Source organism: Dickeya sp. Secpp 1600, assembly GCF_003049805.1.
Classification (GTDB): Bacteria; Pseudomonadota; Gammaproteobacteria; order Enterobacterales; family Enterobacteriaceae; genus Dickeya; species Dickeya fangzhongdai.
This window is the reverse complement of sequence record NZ_CP023484.1, coordinates 3,563,041-3,583,807: the sequence shown is the minus strand read 5'-3', so window position 1 is coordinate 3,583,807 and position 20,767 is coordinate 3,563,041. Positions and strand designations below refer to the sequence as shown.

General features: G+C 55.9%; 19 protein-coding genes. 12 read left to right on the top strand and 7 right to left on the bottom strand.

Going from position 1 to position 20,767, the window contains the following annotated elements:
* The first annotated feature begins 65 nt into the window (after positions 1-65).
* The 5 genes from CPA59_RS15845 (at position 66) to CPA59_RS15825 (ending at position 6,123) form a co-directional block, all read left to right on the top strand.
* The gene (locus CPA59_RS15845; RefSeq protein WP_049853666.1) at positions 66-1,373 is read left to right on the top strand and encodes a carbohydrate ABC transporter permease; all 1,308 of its coding nucleotides are present in this window, start codon (positions 66-68) and stop codon (positions 1,371-1,373) included.
* A 10-nt stretch (positions 1,374-1,383) separates the two neighbouring features.
* Positions 1,384-2,295, top strand: coding sequence for a sugar ABC transporter permease (locus CPA59_RS15840; protein WP_231348809.1), 912 nt, complete (start codon positions 1,384-1,386; stop codon positions 2,293-2,295).
* 5 nt (positions 2,296-2,300) lie between these two features.
* Entirely contained in the window at positions 2,301-3,500 is a 1,200-nt protein-coding gene (locus CPA59_RS15835) for an arabinogalactan endo-beta-1,4-galactanase (protein WP_049853667.1), read from the top strand.
* Positions 3,501-3,633: 133 nt separating this feature from the next.
* Positions 3,634-5,691 (top strand): beta-galactosidase, encoded by a 2,058-nt coding sequence (locus tag CPA59_RS15830; RefSeq protein WP_107760005.1) that lies wholly within the window; start codon positions 3,634-3,636, stop codon positions 5,689-5,691.
* Between the two features lie 117 nt (positions 5,692-5,808).
* On the top strand, positions 5,809-6,123 hold the full coding sequence (locus CPA59_RS15825; RefSeq protein ID WP_039691037.1) for a PTS transporter subunit EIIB: 315 nt from the start codon (positions 5,809-5,811) through the stop codon (positions 6,121-6,123).
* A 402-nt stretch (positions 6,124-6,525) separates the two neighbouring features.
* Here CPA59_RS15825 and CPA59_RS15820 read toward each other — a convergent pair whose 3' ends face one another.
* Positions 6,526-7,797 carry a maltoporin gene (locus CPA59_RS15820; RefSeq protein WP_038667196.1) on the bottom strand — a complete coding sequence of 424 codons (1,272 nt, stop codon included), beginning with the start codon at positions 7,795-7,797 and terminating at the stop codon, positions 6,526-6,528.
* A 267-nt stretch (positions 7,798-8,064) separates the two neighbouring features.
* Between CPA59_RS15820 and CPA59_RS15815 the strand changes: the two genes are divergently transcribed.
* A complete protein-coding gene (locus tag CPA59_RS15815) occupies positions 8,065-9,138 on the top strand; it encodes a LacI family DNA-binding transcriptional regulator (RefSeq protein WP_100850483.1) in 1,074 nt (357 codons plus the stop codon).
* Between the two features lie 96 nt (positions 9,139-9,234).
* Here the strand turns inward: CPA59_RS15815 and CPA59_RS15810 are convergent, their stop codons facing one another.
* Positions 9,235-10,143 carry a LysR family transcriptional regulator gene (locus tag CPA59_RS15810; protein ID WP_107760003.1) on the bottom strand — a complete coding sequence of 303 codons (909 nt, stop codon included), beginning with the start codon at positions 10,141-10,143 and terminating at the stop codon, positions 9,235-9,237.
* A 135-nt stretch (positions 10,144-10,278) separates the two neighbouring features.
* Here CPA59_RS15810 and CPA59_RS15805 point away from each other — a divergent pair, with 135 nt between their 5' ends.
* The 3 genes from CPA59_RS15805 to CPA59_RS15795 are packed head-to-tail and all read left to right on the top strand — an operon-like array spanning position 10,279 to position 13,031.
* The gene (locus CPA59_RS15805; RefSeq protein ID WP_107760001.1) at positions 10,279-10,890 is read left to right on the top strand and encodes an FMN-dependent NADH-azoreductase; all 612 of its coding nucleotides are present in this window, start codon (positions 10,279-10,281) and stop codon (positions 10,888-10,890) included.
* A 20-nt stretch (positions 10,891-10,910) separates the two neighbouring features.
* On the top strand, positions 10,911-11,891 hold the full coding sequence (locus CPA59_RS15800) for a pirin family protein (protein WP_255412235.1): 981 nt from the start codon (positions 10,911-10,913) through the stop codon (positions 11,889-11,891).
* A 24-nt stretch (positions 11,892-11,915) separates the two neighbouring features.
* On the top strand, positions 11,916-13,031 hold the full coding sequence (locus tag CPA59_RS15795; RefSeq protein WP_107759999.1) for an NAD(P)/FAD-dependent oxidoreductase: 1,116 nt from the start codon (positions 11,916-11,918) through the stop codon (positions 13,029-13,031).
* Positions 13,032-13,223: 192 nt separating this feature from the next.
* On the opposite strand, the gene CPA59_RS15790 is transcribed toward CPA59_RS15795, so the two are convergent.
* The 5 genes from CPA59_RS15790 to CPA59_RS15770 all read right to left on the bottom strand — a co-directional run bounded on the left by CPA59_RS15790 (position 13,224) and on the right by CPA59_RS15770 (position 17,913).
* Positions 13,224-13,412: a YjfB family protein gene (locus tag CPA59_RS15790; RefSeq protein ID WP_033112380.1), complete on the bottom strand. Its 189-nt coding sequence runs from the start codon at positions 13,410-13,412 to the stop codon at positions 13,224-13,226.
* A 265-nt stretch (positions 13,413-13,677) separates the two neighbouring features.
* A complete protein-coding gene (locus tag CPA59_RS15785; protein ID WP_038919739.1) occupies positions 13,678-14,799 on the bottom strand; it encodes a cupin domain-containing protein in 1,122 nt (373 codons plus the stop codon).
* 249 nt (positions 14,800-15,048) lie between these two features.
* Complete coding sequence (locus CPA59_RS15780; protein WP_107759997.1) at positions 15,049-16,029, bottom strand: NAD(P)H-quinone oxidoreductase; 981 nt, start codon at positions 16,027-16,029, stop codon at positions 15,049-15,051.
* Between the two features lie 70 nt (positions 16,030-16,099).
* Positions 16,100-16,432, bottom strand: a complete 333-nt coding sequence (locus CPA59_RS15775) for a carboxymuconolactone decarboxylase family protein (RefSeq protein ID WP_038667222.1) — start codon at positions 16,430-16,432, stop codon at positions 16,100-16,102.
* A gap of 41 nt (positions 16,433-16,473) precedes the next feature.
* A complete protein-coding gene (locus CPA59_RS15770; protein WP_107759995.1) occupies positions 16,474-17,913 on the bottom strand; it encodes an NAD-dependent succinate-semialdehyde dehydrogenase in 1,440 nt (479 codons plus the stop codon).
* Positions 17,914-18,033: 120 nt separating this feature from the next.
* Here CPA59_RS15770 and CPA59_RS15765 point away from each other — a divergent pair, with 120 nt between their 5' ends.
* From CPA59_RS15765 to CPA59_RS22920, 3 genes are all read left to right on the top strand, one after another.
* Complete coding sequence (locus CPA59_RS15765) at positions 18,034-18,978, top strand: LysR family transcriptional regulator (RefSeq protein WP_107759993.1); 945 nt, start codon at positions 18,034-18,036, stop codon at positions 18,976-18,978.
* Positions 18,979-19,306: 328 nt separating this feature from the next.
* Positions 19,307-20,179, top strand: coding sequence for a phosphorothioated DNA-binding restriction endonuclease (locus CPA59_RS15760; RefSeq protein WP_107759992.1), 873 nt, complete (start codon positions 19,307-19,309; stop codon positions 20,177-20,179).
* 242 nt (positions 20,180-20,421) lie between these two features.
* On the top strand, positions 20,422-20,577 hold the full coding sequence (locus CPA59_RS22920; protein WP_157987367.1) for a hypothetical protein: 156 nt from the start codon (positions 20,422-20,424) through the stop codon (positions 20,575-20,577).
* Positions 20,578-20,767: the final 190 nt, after the last annotated feature.

The following is a 20,767-nucleotide window of genomic DNA, read 5'->3' as shown; positions in this document are numbered from 1 at the left end:
ATCCGTTAACGCAGTAGGCCACACCGAGCGGGAGGGCGACCTCCCGCGACTAGAAGGAGCAGCGTGTGATTATCAGTTCCGGCGAACCCCTGTCCGGGGAAAAGCGCACCCGACGCCACGCCTGGGTAGCGGCGTTGTGCGCGGTGCTGCCCGGCGGCGGGCAGTTTTATCATCGCCAGTGGGCGAAGGGCATGATTTTTCTGGTGCTGCTCGGCAGCTATCTGGGGGTGTTTCATGACTTTCTGCGTACCGGCCTGTGGGGCGTGTACACCTTGGGGGAAGAGGTGCCGCGCGACAACTCTATCTTCCTGCTGGCGGAAGGGATCATCAGCCTGCTGATTATCGCCTTTGGCGTGCTGATCTACGCCTTGTCGATAAACGATGCCTGGCGTAATGGCAAACGGCGGGATGACGGACTGGCGCTGAACAGCGTGCGGCAGCAGTACCGCCTGCTGCTGAGCGAAGGCTTTCCTTACCTGATGATTACCCCGGGCTTCATTCTGCTGGTGTTCGTGGTGATTTTCCCGATCCTGTTCGGTTTCGCCATCGCGTTTACCAATTACAACCTGTACCACACGCCGCCCGCCAAACTGGTGGAGTGGGTCGGGATGAAGAACTTCGTCAGCATTTTTACCCTCAGCATCTGGCGCTCGACCTTTCTGGACGTGTTGCAATGGACGGTGGTCTGGACGCTGCTGGCGACCACGTTGCAGTGTACGGTGGGGGTGTTGCTGGCGATTTTGGTTAACCAGAAAGATCTGCGCTTTAAGCCGCTGATCCGCACGATTTTCATTCTGCCGTGGGCGGTGCCGGGGTTCGTCACCATTCTGGTGTTCGCCGGCATGTTCAACGATTCGTTCGGCGTCATCAATAATGCCATTCTGGCGTCTGTGGGCATCAGCCCGAAAGCCTGGCTGACCGATCCGTTCTGGACCAAAACGGCGTTGATCATGATGCAGACCTGGCTCGGATTCCCGTTTGTGTTCGCCATGACCACCGGCGTGTTGCAGGCCATTCCGGACGATCTGTACGAAGCGGCCACGATGGACGGCGCCAGCCGCTGGACGCAACTGCGCACCATTACGCTGCCGCTGGTGCTGTACTCCATCGCGCCGATCATCATCACCCAGTACACCTTCAATTTTAACAATTTCAACATCATCTATCTGTTCAACAACGGCGGACCCGCCGTCGCCGGTTCCAATGCCGGGGGCACCGACATTCTGGTGTCCTGGATTTACAAACTGACGATGTCGTCGTCCCAGTATGCGATTGCCGCCACCATCACCATCCTGCTGTCGATTTTCGTGGTCGGGCTGGCGCTGTGGCAATTCCGGGCGACCCGGTCATTCAAGAACGATGAGATGGCATAAGGGGAGAATGATGGCGACGACTCAAGGCATCAACCGTCAGGATATTCATCGTCAGAGCGCCGAACGTCAGGGCGTGCATCATAAAAGTATCAAACGCGAGAAAGCCCTTCGGCTTGCGCTGTCCTGGCTGGTGATTATCGCGGTGTCGGTGGTGATCATTTATCCGCTGGTGTGGACGGTCGGGGCGTCGCTCAATGCCGGCAACAGCCTGTTGAGCACCTCGATTATTCCGGAAAATCCGTCCTTTCAGCATTACGAGGAGCTGTTCAACGGTCAGGTCAATTACCTGACCTGGTACTGGAACTCGATGAAAATCAGCTTCCTGACCATGGTGCTGACGCTGGTAAGCGTCAGTTTTACCGCCTACGCGTTTTCGCGTTTCCGCTTCAAAGGGCGGCAAAACGGCCTGATGCTGTTTTTGCTGTTGCAGATGATCCCGCAGTTCTCCGCGCTGATCGCCATTTTTGTGCTGTCGCAGCTGCTGGGGTTGATCAACAGCCATCTGGCGCTGGTGCTGATTTATGTCGCCGGCATGATCCCGATGAACACCTATTTGATGAAGGGCTATCTGGACGCGATTCCCCGCGAGCTTGACGAATCGGCGCGCATGGACGGGGCGGGCAATTTCCGTATTTTCATCGAGATCATTATTCCCTTGTCCAAGCCGATCATCGCCGTGGTGGCGCTGTTTTCCTTCACCGGTCCGCTGGGGGATTTCATCCTGTCCAGCACCATCCTGCGCACCCCGGATAAGTACACCCTGCCTATCGGTTTATACAACCTGGTGGCGCAGAAAATGGGAGCCAGTTACACCACCTACGCCGCCGGCGCGGTGCTGATTGCCGTGCCGGTCGCGCTGCTTTACCTGATGCTGCAAAAATATTTTGTCTCCGGCCTTACCTCAGGCAGTACCAAAGGATAATCGCGATGAAAAAGATGATACCCGCATTACTGGCTGTTTCCCTGTCGCTGGGCGCGATGCCGCTCATGGCGGCGGAGTCTGTCGTTATTAAACCGCTGCGCAATGCCCCGGCCGATTTTATCAAGGGCGCGGATATCTCCACGTTGCTGGAAGTGGAGCGTCAGGGCGGCGTGTTTTATGACGAAAACCACGTGCGCGTCGACCCGGTCGCGCTGCTGAAAAAGAATGGCGTTAACTACATCCGGCTGCGCTTGTGGGTTGACCCCCGCGATGCTGCCGGGCGTCCTTACGGCGGCGGCGATAACGATCTGGCGACCACATTGACGCTGGCCAAACGCGCCAAAGCGCAGGGTATGAAGCTGTTGCTGGATTTCCACTACAGCGACTTCTGGACCGACCCCGGCAAGCAGTTCAAGCCGAAAGCCTGGGCCAGCCTGTCGTACGATCAACTGAAAGTCGCCATTCATGACTATACCCGCGACACCATCGCCCGTTTCAAGAAGGAAGGGGTGCTGCCGGATATGGTGCAGATCGGCAATGAGGCTAACGGTGGCATCCTGTGGCCGGAAGGCAAAAGCTGGGGGCAGGGCGGCGGCGAATTCGACCGGCTGGCCGGCCTGCTGAACGCCGCGATCGCCGGCCTGCGTGAAAACCTCAGCTCGCCGGGGCAGGTCAAAATCATGCTTCATCTGGCGGAAGGCACCAAGAACGACACCTTCCGCTGGTGGTTTGATGAAATCACCAAACGCGGCGTACCGTTCGATGTGATCGGCCTGTCGATGTACACCTACTGGAACGGCCCGATCAGCGCGTTAAAAGCCAACATGGACGACATCAGCCAGCGCTACAACAAGGACGTCATTGTGGTTGAGGCCGCCTACGGTTACACCCTGGCTAACTGCGATAATGCCGAAAACAGCTTTAGCGAAAAGGAAGCGACGGCGGGCGGTTACCCGGCCACCGTACAAGGGCAGGCCGATTTCATCCGCGACCTGATGCAAAGCGTGATTGACGTACCGAAAAAGCACGGTAAAGGCGTGTTCTATTGGGAACCGACCTGGATAACGCCGCCGGGAAATACCTGGGCCACTGAAGCCGGTATGAATTACATCAACGACCACTGGAAATTGGGCAACGCCCGTGAAAATCAGGCGTTATTTAATTGTCAGGGGGAGGTGCTGCCTTCGATAAAAGTCTTTAAATAAATACCCGTCATATTTCACGTGCAGGCGCGTTGGCGGCCCCGGCTTATTGTTGGGGAATGATGTGGTTGCCGCCTGCCTGCATAGTGAAATAGCGGGAATATACCGTCTGCCTATTTAGTATTAAGGATGTTTTATGAAACGATTTCCGCCTTTGAATCCGAAGGTCGATGGGTTATTACATGGCGCTGATTATAATCCGGAGCAATGGGAGAATTACCCCGGCATTATTGACGACGATATCGCCATGATGAAACAGGTAAAATGCAATGTAATGTCGGTCGGTATTTTCAGCTGGGCCAAACTGGAGCCGCAGGAGGGCGTGTACCGGTTCGACTGGCTGGATGAGGTTCTCGATAAATTATACCGGCAGGGTATTTCGGTGTTTCTGGCGACACCCAGCGGCGCACGCCCGGCCTGGATGTCGCAACGTTACCCGGAAGTGCTGCGCGTAGGGCGCGATCGGGTGCCGGCGCTGCACGGTGGTCGTCACAATCACTGCCTGTCATCGCCGGTCTATCGGGATAAGGTTCAAAAAATCAATACATTGCTGGCGGAGCGCTACGGGCGTCACCCGGCGGTGATCGGCTGGCATATTTCCAATGAATACAGCGGCGAGTGCCATTGCGAGCGCTGTCAGCAGGCGTTTCGCACCTGGCTGCAGGCGCGTTACCAGACGCTGGATAACCTCAATCACGCCTGGTGGAGCGATTTCTGGAGCCATACCTACAGCGACTGGTCACAGATTGAATCGCCGGCGCCGCAGGGCGAAGTGTCCATTCACGGGTTGAACCTTGACTGGCGACGCTTTAATACCGCGCAGGCGACCGATTTCTGCGCGCAGGAAATCGCCCCGTTGAAGCGGGTGAACCCGGCTATCCCGGCGACCACCAACTTCATGGAGTACTTTTACGATTACGACTACTGGCAGCTGTCGCGCGTGCTGGACTTCATCTCCTGGGACAGCTACCCGATGTGGCACCGGGACAAGGACGACGCCACGCTGGCCTGTTATATCGCCCTGTTTCACGATCTGATGCGTTCGCTGAAGCAGGGCAAGCCGTTTGTGTTGATGGAATCGACCCCCAGCGTCACCAACTGGCAGCCGCTCAGCAAGCTCAAGAAGCCGGGTATGCATATTCTTTCCTCGCTGCAGGCGGTGGCCCATGGCGCGGATGCGGTGCAGTACTTCCAGTGGCGCAAGAGCCGCGGCTCGGTGGAGAAATTCCACGGCGCGGTGGTGGATCATGTCGGCCATATCGATACCCGCGTCGGCCGCGAAGTGGCGCAGCTCGGCCAGATTTTGTCGCAGCTGGATGCGGTGGCGGGCAGCCGGGTAGAGGCGCAGGTAGCGATCCTGTTTGACTGGGAAAGCCGCTGGGCGATGGATGATGCGCAGGGGCCGCGCAATGCCGGGTTGGAGTACGAAAAAACGGTGGCGGAACACTACCGCCCGTTCTGGGAGCAGGGGATCGCCGTCGATGTCATCAACGCCGACTGCGATTTCAGCGGCTACCGGCTGTTGATTGCGCCGATGCTGTACATGGTGCGGCCGGGGTTTGCCGAGCGCGTCGAGCAGTTTGTGCGGCAGGGCGGGCACGTGGTGGTGACCTACTGGAGCGGCATCGTTAACGAAAGCGACCTGTGTTATCAGGGCGGATTCCCCGGCCCGTTGCGCCCGGTGCTGGGCATCTGGTCAGAAGAGATCGACTGTCTGGCCGACGGCGAATATAACCGGGTGTTGGGGCTGGCGGACAATGATATCGGGCTGAAAGGGCCGTATCAGGCGCGCCACCTGTGCGAGTTGATCCACCTTGAAGGCGCGACGGCGCTCGCCAGCTACTGCGACGATTTCTATGCCGGCCGGCCGGCGGTGACGGTAAATCACGTCGGCGCAGGGAAAGCCTGGTATGTGACCTCGCGTAACGATCTGGCGTTCCAGCGCGATTTCTTTGCCGCCATCATGCGTGAGCTGGCTCTGCCGCGGGCGCTGGATATCCCGCTGCCGCCGGCGGTGACGGCCCATCGCCGTACCAACGGCGACGAAGAGTTTATCTTCATCGAAAACTACAGCGCGTTGCCGCAGCCTATCCAGTTGCCCGCCGGGTATAGCGATATGCTGACCGGGTTGCCGCTGGTGGATGTTGTCCTTTCCGCCTGGGATTGCCGGGTGATTCGTCGCCGTCTGGTCTGACGGCGTTCAGCCTGCGCCCATCGCCGCTGCCGGCATGGGCGCTTTCTTCTGGGCGATGAACCGCCACGCCGGCGGGCGTCGCCGCGTACCGTACGATACCTTCAGAGGAGTATGCTCATGGTCAGTCTGCATTCTGTTATGCGTTATTTTTCGCATCCGAAACCGACGCCGGAATTAAGCGACGACGATAAACAGCAGATTCAGCGTCTGCTGCGGTTATTTGGCGGGCGGGATAATATCGAGCAGGTCGATGCCTGTATTACCCGGCTGCGTGTGACGGTAAAAAACCTGAGTCTGGTTGATTCACAAGGATTACAACAGGAAGGCGCGTTGGGCGTCATTATTCTTGGGCAACAGGTTCATGCCATATTCGGTAAGCAGTCGGATGCCTTACGTAAATTACTGGAGGAACATTTCTCCCGGCCGGAATAGCCGCACCGTCAATAAAAGCCATTAAATTGAGTCAGATAATAAATACGAAATATACGGATATACCCAAAATAATTCGAGTTGCGGGACAACACGCTGGCGTGTTGAACAACGCAACGCGTTGGCCCTTTAGGGCAAGGCTCAGAATGAGCCTTGTAACGCGGCAACCGAGTGAATCCCCAGGAGCTTACATAAGTAAGTGACTGGGGTGAGCGAGGACAGCCAACGCACCTGCAACTTGAAGTATGACGGGTATAAATAAAAAAGAGGATAACCCGGCGATTATCCTCAAAACGATTACAGCGATATCGTAATTAAACAGGGAAAGCAATAATGATGAAGAAAAACAATGATGAAAATAAACGTCCGGAGAAACGCAATATCTGTGGCGATTAGCACCAGGTATTACCACCAGGCTTCCACCTGTACGCCAACGTTCCAGGTGTTATTGGCGGTGCCGTCTTTGAACGGTTTGCCGTCCTGACTGTCGTTCAGATAAGAGGTGTAGAGGCGCAATTCCGGGCGCGACATAAATGCCGGGCCTGCCGCCAGCGCCAGCGCCAGTGTGTATTTCTCACCGCTTTGTTTAAACGAGGTGCCGTTTTTGAAGTTGTCTTTCTGGGTGAAGGCGCCCACTTCGCCAATGCCGCGCACATAATCGGTAAACTGATATTGCAGGCGTCCTACCAGCGACAGCAGCCGGGTGGTGTCGGTCGCTTCGTTGATGTGGTTAGCCGAACCCCAGGTCAACACGTGGTTGAACGATAACCGACTGGTGAGCGGGATCAGGCCGGTGTTGATGGCGCGATAACCGGTGGCGCTGTTGACCTGATTCCACATGTCGTACCAGCCGCCGCCCTGCGACACCATGTTTTGCGCCAGCCCTTTGTTGGCGTACTGCAGCACCACTTTGTTATAGCCGCCCAGCATGTCCTGACTGATTTCGCCGGTCAGCATTACGCCGTTGTCCGCGTCATACAGGCCGCCGAAGTCTTTCTGTTTTTTGGTGGTGTTCGGCATGGCGTAGTCGATGCCGAATTCCGTCCAGGCGCCTTTCCAGGGTTTCAGCCCGGCATAGCGAATATCGGCATAGTTGATGTTGACGTTGCTGTTGCCGTTGATGCGGTCGTCAACCGCGTTGGCGTCGCCGCGGATCCAGGCGACCGAAAGCGCGCCGGGGCCGAGCGTATAGTTTTCGATCCCGGCGCCGGAACCGGAGATATTCCAATATTTGGTATCGATAATGTGCAGGTCGTGACGCTGATAGTAGCGTTTACCGCCCCAGATCACGGCGTTAGGGTCGCCGGGGACCAGCCCCTTGATTTGCAGGTTCAACTGGCGCAGGCCGAACTGGGCGTCATCGCCGATGGTGGTTTCGTTATCGTTGGAGCCATCCGACACCATGCTGACCATGCTGTCGACGTAGAAACTGACGTCGTTTTTCTTGTACACCTCCGAGCCCAGTTCCACTTCGCCGTAGGTATCGTTTTCGTTACCCAGACGGCCCACTTTGTTTTTTTGCCATTGCGACATGCCGCCATCATTGGACACCCCCACGCCGCCGCGCAGATAGCCGTGAAAATCAATGGGGACGGTGGTGGCCTCTGCTGCCAGCAATGCCGGAGAGGTCAGTATGGCGGTGAGTGCGGTAGAGAGAGTAAGGAGTTTGGTGTTCATGGTGGCCTCTTGTTGTTATGTATTACGTTCACATTACGCGTTCAATAAAATGCCTAAGCGTAAATACGAGCAACGGATTCGTTGTTTTATTGTGATTTAATGCAAATAAATCATTTTGTTTTGTAATGATTGGTGATGCGTGTCACGGGTTTTTGATATGTGAACGTAATACTTGCATGTAATTTGGCCTGAGTGGGGTTCAGAACATGGTTTTTTCGCCGGGCCAACTGCTACAATCCCGGTAAAACCATGATGGGAAACCTGACCATGAAGTCGAAAAGCGCTACGTTAGAAGATGTTGCCCGCCACGCGGGTGTTTCTTATCAGACGGTATCGCGGGTGTTGAACAAATCTGCGAATGTCTCCGAGTCCACGCGCCGCAAGGTAGAGCAGTCCATCGAGCTGTTGCGTTATGTTCCCAACCGGCTGGCCCAGCAACTGGTGGGTAAACAGAGCATGACGATAGGGCTGGTGACCACGTCGCTGGCCTTGCACGCGCCTTCGCAGGTAGCGGCGGCGGTGAAAAGATATGCGAATATGGAAAGCTATCAGGTGCTGATTTCCATGATTGATGAGAACGTCAATCATAGCATTCAGGATTCTATCAATGAACTCAAGTCACAGCGGGTTGATAAGGTTATCATCAACGTGCCGCTGGAGACGGAAGAAGCAGAGCACATCGCCGCCGACAATGACGATATTCTCTGCTTGTTTCTGGATGTTGACCCTTACAGTTCGGTATTCAACGTGTCGTTTAATCCGGCGGACGGCACGCGGGCCAGCGTGAAGTATCTGTATGAACTGGGGCACCGCGACTTTGCTTTACTGGCGGGGCCGGCCGGTTCGGTTTCGGCGCGCTTGCGACTGAAAAACTGGCTGGAAACCCTGGATGGGTACGGCCTGACGCCGACAACGGTGATTCACGGCAATTGGGATGCGCAAAGCGGCTACGCCGGCGCACTGCAGATGCTGCGCGAAACGCCGCAGTTCAGCGCGGTGCTGGTCGCCAACGATCAAATGGCGCTCGGCGTCTTGAGCGCTTTTCATCAGAATCAGCTGACCATCCCCGGCCAGAAATCGGTGATTGGTTACGACGGCACGTATGAAAGTTCGTTTTTCCATCCGGCGCTGACCACCGTCTCGCTGGACCTCGACCTGCAGGGCAAGGAAGCGGTGCACCGTCTGCTGAACGCCAACGACAGCGACATGCAGCGGTCGTCGTCCATCCTGCCGGCCAGGCTGGTGATCCGTAATTCCACCGGTCCTCGCATTGATGAACAGCGCGATTTACAGCAAATCGCCGAAGAACTGCGCTTGATTGCGCATCGGTTGAGTCAGTAGCATTTTGCGGCACATCGCGGCTGGCGTTGTCGCCAGCCGATCAGGGTAAGGCCGGGCGTATGCTGCCCTGTCGTTAGGTGCGCTAAACCCGTGCGTTCAGACCGGGCGATGGCGGGAACAGGCGGTCATGCGTTCGATAAGCCAGCGGCCTGCGGGGCCCGGCGGGTTATCAATGCGGTACACGGCCGACATCAGCATGGACGGCTCGTTGACCGGTTCATCCTCAATGATAAGCTTTACAAGGCGGCCGCTCTCAAGGTCCGACTGGATGGTATGCATCGGCATGCCGCCCCATCCCAACCCATTGAGCAAAAAAGCATGTTTGGCAAACAGGTCCGCCAGCCGCCAGGTTTTGGGGGACATGACGCCAAACTCTCGCCCTTTGGAGTGCTCAGAGCGATCGGTCAGTACCAGTTGGACATGGTTGGCGAGTTCCTGTCTGGGGATCGGCCCCTGCAACGCGGCGAGCGGGTGGTCCGCGGCGGCGACCATAGCGAAGGCGATGTGGGCTAAGGGTTCGGTGACGATGCCCGGCGGCGTCACCGGAAGAAAACCGACGATGCCGACGCTGGCGTGCCTGTCCAGTACCGGCTGATACGCCGCTCCCAGCGCTTCAACATAGACGCGTAATGGCACGTCGGGAAACTGTTCACGGAACGCTTTGGCCGCGTCAGTCAGCACGTCAATCGGGAAGAAGACGTCGACCACGACGGTCAGTTCAGGCTCCAGCCCGGCGGCCATGCCTTTGGCGCGTGATTTCATGGCGTCAACGCCGGCGACGATATTGCGGGCGTTGGACAGTAACGCCGTCCCCGCCGGCGTCAGCCTCGGGTAGCGGCCGCTGCGATCAAAAAGCGTAACATCAAGCTGCTCTTCCAGACCGCGCACCAGCTCGCTGATGGCGGACTGCGCACGCCTGAGCCGACGCGCCGCCGCCGAGAAGCTTCCTTCATCAACCGCAGCAATGAATGTTCGTAATTGATCCAGCGACACGCCATCGAGCATAGGGAATCCTGATGTATCTGATATGGAGATGGTATATATAATAATATAACGTCTATTCAGATTATTTGCAGGGTGAAATACTCCAGTCGTCATCCATACGCCGGCCTGTTCCGGCCTTGTTCAGGAGATCTACCTGTGAGCATTCTGCATATTGATTCCAGCATTCTCGACAGCCATTCCGTGAGCCGCGCGCTGTCAGCCGACATTGTGGCCAGACAACGCGACATTCATCCGGGGAAAACCGTTATTCGTCGGGATCTCGTCGCTGACGCGGCATTACATCTGTCCCCCGACCATCTCGCCGTTTTTCAGGGCGGTACGCCGGGCTCCCCGGCGCTTGGTCAAGATATCGTCCTCGGCGGCGCTTACATCAACGAACTGTTCGCCGCCGACGTCATCGTCATCGGTGCGCCGATGTACAATTTCTCGGTCCCCTCCCAGCTCAAAGGTTGGATCGACCGCGTTCTGGTCGCCGGGCGTACCTTCCGCTACACCGAAAACGGGCCGGAAGGACTGCTGCCGGCCGGCAAGAAGGTTTTCATCGCCTCGGCGCGCGGCGGCATCTACAGCGGCGCCAGCCCGGCGGCTCAATTCGATCATCAGGAACCCTATCTGACGGCCGCGCTCAATTTCATCGGTCTGACCGATATCACCATTATTCGTGCGGAAGGTCTGGCGCTCGGCGATGAAGCAAAAACCGCGGCGATTGCCAGGGCCAGAGCGGAAATCGACGCGCTCATCGCCTGACTTACCGCCCGGAGGGAGCGATGTTGCACGGTGCCGGCCTGCTGTTGATGACTATCGGCACCGCCCGATCTCGCTTCCCGTTTCAAAAAATTGCTTTCCGCTGCAAAAGACGGTTCTTCGCTGCAAAAAAGGTATCGCTTATGGCACATCATCAGGCTTTCTCTGCGACAACGCGCCCCATCGTTCACCGCACTTCGGGTCAACGCCTTGGTCCTCTCACCCGGCTGATGTCACCGGGCGATCTGGGGCAGTGGGCCAAACCGTTCGTTTTTCTGGATCTGTTCGAGTCTGTACCCTCAACCGGCACGGGTTTCAGACCGCATCCGCATTCGGGTATTGCAACGCTCACCACTTTCCTCGAAGGCAGCATGACCTATGGCGATACCACCGGAAAACAGGGGGCGATGACCGCGGGATCGGTCGAGTGGATGCGCGCCGGAAGCGGGGTGTGGCACGCCGGCGAGCCTGCGCCAGACCACATGATGCGTGGATATCAGCTCTGGATTGCGCTGCCGCCATCGCTTGAGCTTGCGCCTGCGCAGAGCCTGTATCTGGAACCGGAACAGATCGCGCGCGACGGGCCGGCGCGCATCCTGCTTGGTCGCTATGGCGACAAAGTCAGCCCGATTCCGCTGCCCGTGTCCATCACCTACCTTCATGTCCGACTGGCGGACGGCGAACGCTGGACCTACCAACCCGCCGCCGATCACGATACGGCGTGGCTGGCGCTGAACAGCGGCAAGCTGCATGTCGGTGGTACGGTGCTTGAGCGCGAACTGGCGGTGTTCGCGCAAGGTAATGAGGCAATCGGGATGATGGCCGAGGACGAGGTCGAGCTGGTCATCGGTTCAGCGGCCAAACATCCACATCCGCTCGTGATGGGCGCGTATTCAGTTCACACCTGTATCGAGGCGCTCGCCGAAGGCGAACGTACGATCAACCAACTGCAACACAGCCCGGCGTTCGCCGCGCTTAACCGCCGCGAAGCGCGGTGGTCATAACGTCATTTAAAAGGAACTGTCTGTATGCAAAAGAAATCTGTCCTTGTTATTGGCGGTGGGGCGGCAGGGCACCAGATCGCTTATCAACTGCGCGATGCGGCGAACGTGACCCTCGTTGATCCCAAAACCTATTGGGAAGTGCCGATGGCGGTCCCGCGTTTGCTGGTCGATCCTGACAGTCTGCCGGCGCAAATCCCTTATGACAGCTTCATCGGCACGGTGCGGTTCATACAGGGTAAAGCGGTGGGGTTGACCGACCACAACGCGCACGTGGCGCTGGCGGATGGCAGCGAAGGCGCGGTGTCATTCGATTATGCGGTGATCGCCACCGGGTCAGCGTATATCGATCCGCTTATCAAGGCCCAGGCGCCGTTGAGTACAAGCCGCACCGCCGAAATCCGGTCGATGCACAAACGCCTGCGGGAGGCACGCTCCGTGGTGGTGGCGGGGGCCGGGCCGGTTGGTATCGAGATTGCCGCAGAGCTGTGCGAGGCGTTTCCCGATCTGGCAATCACCGTGGTTCACAGTGGTAAGACGGTACTGAATAACGCACCGGACAAATTTCCCCAATGGGCGGAAAAAGATCTGCGCGACAAAGGCCTTAAATTTGCGCTCAACGATCGCGTTGTGCTGCCTGCGCCCGGTGAACAGCCTGTGGACGGTAAGGTCGTCACTCACTCGGGACTTATGCTCGCGGCCGATATCGTCATCTGGGCAGCGGGAGCGAAGCCGGTGACTGATTTTGTGGCCAGATCGTGGCCTGAAGCGGTGCAACGCAACGGCCTGATCAACGTCGATCACTATCTGCGTGTGGAAGGTCATGACCGGGTGTTCGCTGCCGGTGATATTACTAACCTGCCTGAAAACCGGCTGGCGATTATCGCCGGGCTGCACGCCAAATCGATTGTTGCGAACATCAAGGTGTTGATAGCCGCGAATCAGCCGTCCGAGGCCAGGCTTAAACCTTACAAACCGGTACAGCCCGGTAAAGGCATGGGTAAAGTCATGGTGGTCACGCTTGGCCGCAACGACGGTCTGACTTCGCTACCGTTCGGTCAATTCCGGGCGCCATTTTTCGCCCGCAAGATCAAAGCGCGCGATATGCTGGTGGGGATGTCACGCAAGGCCGTTGGCCTTTGACAAAAGGATGTGTTCTCGTGTCACTGTAGCCATCAGAAAGCGGATTATTTTCGGGAAATAATCATGTGAATCAAATAAATGAATAGCAGCTAGTTGAGTAGCTGCTATTTGTCTGCAACACCGCGACTGGTTTGGCAAACGACGATGTGTTTGCCAAACCACGACGTGTTCGTCAAACCACGATGGAAGCGATTATGCCGTGGTGTTGATGTTGCGGCCGATTGCCGGATTAGCGGGCAACTGCGGAATGGACTGAATGAGACTGGCTACCGTATCCTTCTGATTATCCAGTGATTTCTTCAGAACACTCGTACTGATCTCGCTGCTCAGTTGCATGTTGCTAAGACCGGTGGAAAGTGATGCGATCTGTGAAACATCCATCTTGGTTATCCTGTTTCTGCGTTTGAAGAGGCCCGATATGCAAGGGGGAATTCCCTGCTCATCAGTACACCGATGAGCTGGCGGCATATGCGCCAGCTTTTTTATGGTATCGGTTTTTTCTGTTCAAACTTTAGGCTAGCAGACAGAGCACATTACCGCCGCTCTTTTCATCTCATCGCACTATTTTTATCAGCGAGCTATTTTTCTCGAAAAACCGTTTGTCTCAAAGAACCATTTGTCTCGACGAACCATTTGTCTCGAAGAACTATTCGTCGAAGAACCAGTAGCCTTGATTAACCAGCTCGGTCAGTTCCGCAACGAAAGCCGGATTGCGCAGCGCCTCGCCGAGTTCCTTTTTCCCGAGAGTGGTGTAACGGCACAGCGCATCGGCGGCTTCCGGGGCGACCGTTTCCAGCCTTTCGCTGTTGATGAAAAAACTGTCGCCGATATGCAGCACCCGCAGTCCGCTTAAGCGGGTCAGGATTTCGCCGGACATCAGGGCGTCGGCAATCTCATCCGGCTCATAGGGCGGCTCTGCGGGGGCGATATCCAGCTCGTGGCGCGGCGTCGTCACGAAGCGACCGAACCACTGTTTAAAGTCTTCCGGCTGATTGAGCATGTCGATCATCATCGCGCGCAGGCGGTCGAGCTCATACGCCTCCACCCGGCCTGGATGTTCCCGGCAGGTTAAATCAGGGTCGCTGTAGTGCTCGCCGCCGAGATCGTTTTCCAGCGCATAGTCGGCAAAACTGCTGATTAAATCCCTGCCGTTTGGCCCGCGGAAGCCGACCGAGTAATTGAGCGTGGTTTCAAAGGTGAAGCCGTCGTGCGGGAAGCCCGGCGGAATATATAAAATGTCGCCCGCTTCAAGCTCTTCATCGATGATCGGCGTGAAAGGATCAACGTGCAGCAGCGCCGGATGCGGGCAGAACTGCCGCATCGGCAGCTTATCGCCAACGCGCCAGCGGCGGCGGCCCATCCCCTGAATGATAAACACGTCGTACTGGTCGATATGCGGTCCGACGCCGCCGCCCGGTACGGAAAAGGAGATCATCAGGTCGTCTAAACGCCAGTCCGGCAGCACGCGAAACGGACGCACCAGCTCGGCAGACGGGGCATGCCAGTGATTAACCGCCTGGGCTAACAGCGACCAGTCGGTTTCCCCTAAATGATCGAACTGCTCAAACGGCCCGTTCCACGCTTGCCACTGTCCATTAACATGGCTGACGATGCGGCTGTCCACCTCCGGCTCCATCGCCAGTCCCGCCAGTTCATCCGGCGTAATGGGGTCGACGAAGTTCGGGAACGCATTTTTTAATACAACAGGTTGTTTTTGCCAGTATTTTTCTAAAAATTCGGGCCAGTTAAGGTTAAGTTGATAAGCCATACTTTCACACCAGTGAGAAGACAAACGGGCCTGATTATAAAGAGGCTAACGTCCGTACCGCCTTGTCATTGGTCAAGATCGCGCGCTCGGGGAATCATCATGTGGCGGAATACCGGTTACGGCTGGAGCAGAATCGTGGCGGAGAAACGCTATCTTATACGAGGGGGCGACCATGCCTGTATCAGCCTAAAACGCCCGGTCTAGACCGGGCATAGCAGATATCAACCTGGATCAGGCGGTGGCTCAGCGTCAGGCCGTTAATACGATTTTCCCGACGTTAAGGCCATCCTCCATGCGCTGATGAGCAACACTGGCCTCTGCCAGAGGGAATACGCTATCAATAACCGGTGACAACCCATCTTTGCCGAAATGAGACAGCCAGCGCTCTCTGAACCGCCGGGACATCTCATGCTTCACATCCTGGGAACGCGATTTCATGACCGTTCCGATGATCTGCAAGTGACGATAAAGAACACGATCCAGCGGCAGTTTCGCGTTTTCAATGCCTCCCATAATGCCAATCTGTATCAGACGTCCACCGAAATTGAGTGAATTCACATTACGTTCCAGGTAGGAGGCACCAATAAAATCAAGGATGAGATCCACGCCGCGGTTATCGGTCAGATCGGAAACGACGTTGGCAAAATCCTCTTTAACGTAATCGATGGCATGGTCCGCCCCCATGCGATGGACAAGCGCGTGCGCCGTCTCCTGGGCGGTGGTGATGACCGTTGCACCGACCGCATGAGCCAGTTGCACCGCAGCACCGCCAACGCCGCCGGCGCCGGCATGAATGAGGACGGTTTCACCCGCTTTCAGTTTACCAAGATGGATTAACGCTTCATGTGCGGTAACAAAGGTCTCGGTAATGGCGGCTGCATGAATATAATCAAGACTTGCCGGGATGGGCATCGCCATACGGTAATCAATGCGGGAAACCTCGGCATACGCACCGCCACCGACGATCCCCATCACTCGGTCGCCGATGGCATACCCCTTAACCTGATCCCCTACCGCAATGACATCACCGGCGATTTCGAGACCCATGATGGTTGAGTCGCCAAAATCCGGACGTCCATATCCGCCTTTACGATGCGTCAAATCGGCACGATTAACGCCAGCGGCACGTGTCCGTACCAGCAGGTCATTGGGACGAATTTCGGGTTCCGGAACCTCACGGAGTTTGAGCACATCAGGTGCTCCAAACTGGTCAAAAATGATTGCTTTCATGGCTGTTTCCTGTGAAAAAATTGGTTTAAAACGGGATGCCGGCATAAATGGATATACCGGCAGGGTATGTTCAGGCTGCGCCGTCCTCGCTGAATGTTGCGTTCGCGACTGCCGATGCGGTGATGGCGGCAGGAAAGCCTGCGTAGAAAGCCAGATGGGTGATGACCGCGCTGAGTTCTTCCCGGGTCAGCCCATTTTCAATACCCCGACGTAAATGGGCGGGCAGTTCGTTCGCATGATTCAGGGCGATCAGGCAGGCGATGGTGATCAAACTGCGATCGCGGGGAGCCAATGCCGGGTTAGTCCAGACCTGAGAGTACAGCGGCTGTTCGACAAAATCAGACAGCTCGGGAGTGAAGGGCCGGGCGGCAGCGCGGGGACGGGTAAAATCAATCGCTTTCATGGTGTGTTCCTTATCTTTGGTGATTCGGGTCAGGTTATGCATCAAATCTGGCTGATGAATTTGTTGGTCAGATAGTGTCCAATCCCTTCGGTGCCCCCTTCAGAGCCATGACCGCTTTCCTTCATTCCCCCAAAGGGCAGTTCCGTCGCGATGATGCGGTACTGATTGATGCCGATCATGCCGGCTTCCAGGCCGTCCCCCACATCCATTGCGGTGCGTGCGTCACGGGTAAAGGCATAGGCAGACAGGGCATAGGGCAGGCGATTCGCCTCCGCCAGACCATCTGTCAGGGTATCGAACGGCATCAGGACCGCGATTGGGCCAAACGGCTCTTCATGCAGGATGCGGGCGTTCATCGGGACGTTGTCGAGCACCGTTGGCTCAAAGAAAAAGCCGGGGCGATCAATACGCTTCCCACCTGTCAGTACCTTCGCGCCCCGTTCCACCGCATCAGCAACCAGCGATTCCATCTTTTCCAACTGGCGCTGATTGGCCAGTGGGCCGACCTGCGTTTTGGCGTCCATGCCGTCACCGATAATCAGTTTCTCCGTTGCGCTAACAAAGCGCTCGGCGAAGCGATCATAGGATGCGCGCTGGATTAAAAAGCGGGTTGAGGATATACAGATCTGCCCGGTTCCACGGAACCGGTTGGCGGCCCCGCCATCCGCGGCAGCGTCGATATCGGCATCGTCAAAGACCAGCACCGGGCCATGTCCGCCGAGTTCCAGGGTAATCGGCTTCACACCCGCCGCCGCCCGCTCGGACAGCAAACGGCCCACAGGTACCGAGCCGGTGAAGGCGACTTTGCGGATGATCGAAGAGGCAATGAGCTGGGATGAGACCTTATCTGGTACACCGAATACGACCTGCAGAACCCCTTTGGGAAGGCCCGCGTCATCAAGGCAACGGGCCAGCGCCAGGGCGGTTGCCGGGCTTTCCTCGCCGGGCTTCAGAATGACGCTGCAGCCTGCCGCCAGCGCCGCAGAGAGTTTTCGGGCCGGCGTTATCGCCGGGAAATTCCAGGGGGTAAACGCGGCTACAGGGCCAATGGCCTGTCTTTTAACCAGTTGCTGCACGCCGGGGCGATTCGCCGGTACCACGCGACCGTCGATACGGCGGGCTTCTTCTGCAAACCATTCAAAGTAATCGGCCGCGCGCAACACTTCATCACGGCTTTCCGACAGCGGCTTGCCTTCTTCCTGGGTCATCTGGGTGGCAATGTGTTCCGCACGTTCGCGCATCAATGCCGCAGCATCTTTCATTATTTGCGCACGTTCGGCCGGTACTGTGCGACGCCATACTTCAAATCCCTCTTGGGCGCTATCCAGTGCGTTATTCAAATCAGCCGTGGTGGCCAGCGGCAGTCGCCCCAGCGCATCCCCCGTAGCCGGATTAATGACGGAGGCGGTATCGCGGTTGCCGGCTTCCAGCCAGTCGCCATTAATAAATAGGTAGAGCGGATCATAGGTGGTGGTTTTCATATTTTCTTTCCCGGTTCAATGATGTCTGTAGGTGAACTTGCTGTGGGAAGAATATTAAGATTGGGGGAACTGACTGATAAGATGGCTTCTCCCCACAACAGCTATGCAGGAAATGCACAGATGCAGTCAGAGAAATTCGCCGAGTTCCTGAGCGTTTTTGTTGATGTCGCGCGCGAGAACAGTTTTTCTGGAGCCGGTCGTCGTCGTGGACGCACCCCTTCCTCGATCGGCCGCCAGATTGATGCGCTTGAGGCGCATCTTGATACGCCGTTGTTTCTGCGCTCAACCCGACATCTTACGCTGACGGATGCCGGCGAAGCGTTGCTGATCCGGGCAAGACAAATACTGGATTCACTGGCGGACGCACAGCAGGAGCTGGCCTCGATGAAAGGCGCCGTTACGGGCATTTTGCGGGTGGCGTGCTATCCGACATTCGGCAAACGCTACGTACTTCCCGTCATGGCGCAACTGACGCAGCAGCATCCTGATTTAAGGCTGGAACTGGATTTGACGGAACGGCTGGCAGACCCGGTTGCTGAGCGGCTGGATCTGGTTATCCGCATCGGTGATATGGCCGACAGCACCCTGATAGGCAGTCGCATCGGTACACAGACCCGGGTGCTGTGCGCCAGCCCGGCGTATCTGGCAAAGGCGGGAGTACCCGCCACGCCAGAGGAGATTTCGACGCATCGCCTGATCGATAAACTTCACGGTTCTGACCTGCTGAACTGGGCCGGTGTGCTGGGGCAGCCGGTACGCGCAGCCGGCTTTCCCCCGATGTTCGGTTGTGATGATTTTGACGCCATGCGACTGGCGGCAGTGGCGGGGATCGGTATCGCCTGGCTACCGGACTGGGTGGTTGGTCCGGATATCAAAGCGGGTCTTCTGACACAGCTGTTCCCGGCGTTGTGCCTGCAACCACAGGCATCGACGGGTATTTACGCATTACGCGCACTGAGAAATCCGCCAGCCCGCGTAACGGTTTTCCTTGATGCGTTGAGGGCCTATATCGGTCAGCCGAATACCTGGTCACTGACTGATTCGGTTGGCACCTGTGCTGAATGAGCCGCCGCAGGACTTATTAAGGTCATCCAGAAACGTGATGCAGAACGTAAGCCTTATCAGTGTATTTAGTGGCATCCGGTAGATGTGGGGAAGGGGGATAAATTAGGTGCAAATTTATTCCCTCTGGATTTAAACTCCAAAATGACGTTGAGGTGTCTCTAAACCTGTGGTGATTTAGTCAGGGTCACAATCAGATACTCAGACTGCACAGTGTAAAGGTGAACAGAAGCTGAGCCTGATAAGCTGGGCTGCTATTAATAAGACACTTGAGCCTCACTGATTTTGCGAGCATTATCGCAATAAATCTCTCTTTTCATCAGTCTTGAGTATGTCATCTGTTCAGGCTCTTCAAACAGCAATCACCAACATGTCTATGTGGCGTAAAGGCGACCAGCGTGCGCCACATAAGCCGCTGTTGCTGCTTTATGTGCTGTCAGCCTATCAGCAAGGGCATCCGCGTTTATTTCACTACGGCAATGAAATTCGTCCTCACCTCCTGACACTGCTGAACAGCTTTGGGCCACAGCGGCGGACTCATTACCCTGAGATGCCATTTTGGCGACTGCGAGGTGATGGTTTTTGGGAATTACAGAACGATGATCGCTGCTCACCGCAGAAAGGTAGTAAAGAGCCGCCCAATCGTGAACTTATTCAACATGATGTCATGGGCGGGTTTGATGAAGCCAGCTATCAACTATTAAAAAAACAGCCACGATTCATTGAGAGATTGGCCCAGCAGATTTTGAGCGAACACTTTCCTGAGAGTGTGCAGGAAGTGATTGCCAATCGATTGGAACTGCCGATAGAGGATGTCAGAAAATCCCGTGATCCCCATTTTCGTCAGACGGTGTTACGTGCGTATCAATACCGTTGTGCGGTATGCGGCTATGATTTACGCCACGATACGACACATGTTGGCCTGGAAGCCGCGCACATCAAATGGAAACAATGCGGTGGCCCTTGTACCGTGACCAATGGGCTAGCCTTATGCTCGGTACACCATTCCGCGTTTGATATTGGTGTTATCGGTATTAATGACGAAATGAAATTGATGGTTTCTGAGGGTGTTAACGGCAGCAAGATTGTTGAACGCCTGTTCTGGGACTTTGAGGGAAAACCGCTTTTTATGCCCAAAAAACGGGAGTATTACCCATTGGAGCAGTTTGTTGAATGGCATCGGGGGCGGGTGTTTAAAGCGTAATGTCTCAGTTAATGTGGGCAAATTCACTGTACTAACCACAGGGAAGCTAGCTGAAGAATAAGTGAAAATTTGCTAAAGGTTATTACAATCAGATGAATTTATAAGATTTGTCTGATGTGTGGTTGTTTTTTTGACGGATTTTTCCCCGACCAGAATTTTTTATTTTTTAGGTTATTAGAAAGTGATGCGGATGGGATCCACTATTGGGTAGTTATCAGCACACAGATTGTACAGGCGAAGTGATGAATATCACGTTAGACGCGATCTTCGCTTTTGTGTCCCATCAAAATGCCATGCCCATTCTGCGCGAATTAAAAGTAAATGATGGCGGCGTAATCGATCTTGAAAACCTGATGCTGCCATTAACGTCGTCACCTTCTTTCTTCCCTAGAACCTAAAACATGGCATATAGACCGGCTTGCCGGTAGGAATGTACTTGTAGTGGCGATTGATCTTTAGTTATCTGTGGCAGGTGCGACATGAATGCCAAGTGAATTGTGTTTATTCTGTCTTAACGTAATCAACTAGAATGATAGGTTATTTATTGTGTGATGGTTTCATTTTATTACCATGAATGCGCTAATTATT

Coding starts and splice junctions, on each gene's coding strand:
- CPA59_RS15840 (WP_231348809.1), top strand. CDS start 1,384: ATGGCGACGACTCAAGGCATCAACCGTCAGGATATTCATCGTCAGAGC.
- CPA59_RS15835 (WP_049853667.1), top strand. CDS start 2,301: ATGAAAAAGATGATACCCGCATTACTGGCTGTTTCCCTGTCGCTGGGC.
- CPA59_RS15830 (WP_107760005.1), top strand. CDS start 3,634: ATGAAACGATTTCCGCCTTTGAATCCGAAGGTCGATGGGTTATTACAT.
- CPA59_RS15825 (WP_039691037.1), top strand. CDS start 5,809: ATGGTCAGTCTGCATTCTGTTATGCGTTATTTTTCGCATCCGAAACCG.
- CPA59_RS15820 (WP_038667196.1), bottom strand. CDS start 7,797: ATGAACACCAAACTCCTTACTCTCTCTACCGCACTCACCGCCATACTG.
- CPA59_RS15815 (WP_100850483.1), top strand. CDS start 8,065: ATGAAGTCGAAAAGCGCTACGTTAGAAGATGTTGCCCGCCACGCGGGT.
- CPA59_RS15810 (WP_107760003.1), bottom strand. CDS start 10,143: ATGCTCGATGGCGTGTCGCTGGATCAATTACGAACATTCATTGCTGCG.
- CPA59_RS15800 (WP_255412235.1), top strand. CDS start 10,911: ATGTTGCACGGTGCCGGCCTGCTGTTGATGACTATCGGCACCGCCCGA.
- CPA59_RS15795 (WP_107759999.1), top strand. CDS start 11,916: ATGCAAAAGAAATCTGTCCTTGTTATTGGCGGTGGGGCGGCAGGGCAC.
- CPA59_RS15790 (WP_033112380.1), bottom strand. CDS start 13,412: ATGGATGTTTCACAGATCGCATCACTTTCCACCGGTCTTAGCAACATG.
- CPA59_RS15785 (WP_038919739.1), bottom strand. CDS start 14,799: ATGGCTTATCAACTTAACCTTAACTGGCCCGAATTTTTAGAAAAATAC.
- CPA59_RS15780 (WP_107759997.1), bottom strand. CDS start 16,029: ATGAAAGCAATCATTTTTGACCAGTTTGGAGCACCTGATGTGCTCAAA.
- CPA59_RS15775 (WP_038667222.1), bottom strand. CDS start 16,432: ATGAAAGCGATTGATTTTACCCGTCCCCGCGCTGCCGCCCGGCCCTTC.
- CPA59_RS15770 (WP_107759995.1), bottom strand. CDS start 17,913: ATGAAAACCACCACCTATGATCCGCTCTACCTATTTATTAATGGCGAC.
- CPA59_RS15765 (WP_107759993.1), top strand. CDS start 18,034: ATGCAGTCAGAGAAATTCGCCGAGTTCCTGAGCGTTTTTGTTGATGTC.
- CPA59_RS15760 (WP_107759992.1), top strand. CDS start 19,307: ATGTCATCTGTTCAGGCTCTTCAAACAGCAATCACCAACATGTCTATG.
- CPA59_RS22920 (WP_157987367.1), top strand. CDS start 20,422: ATGAATATCACGTTAGACGCGATCTTCGCTTTTGTGTCCCATCAAAAT.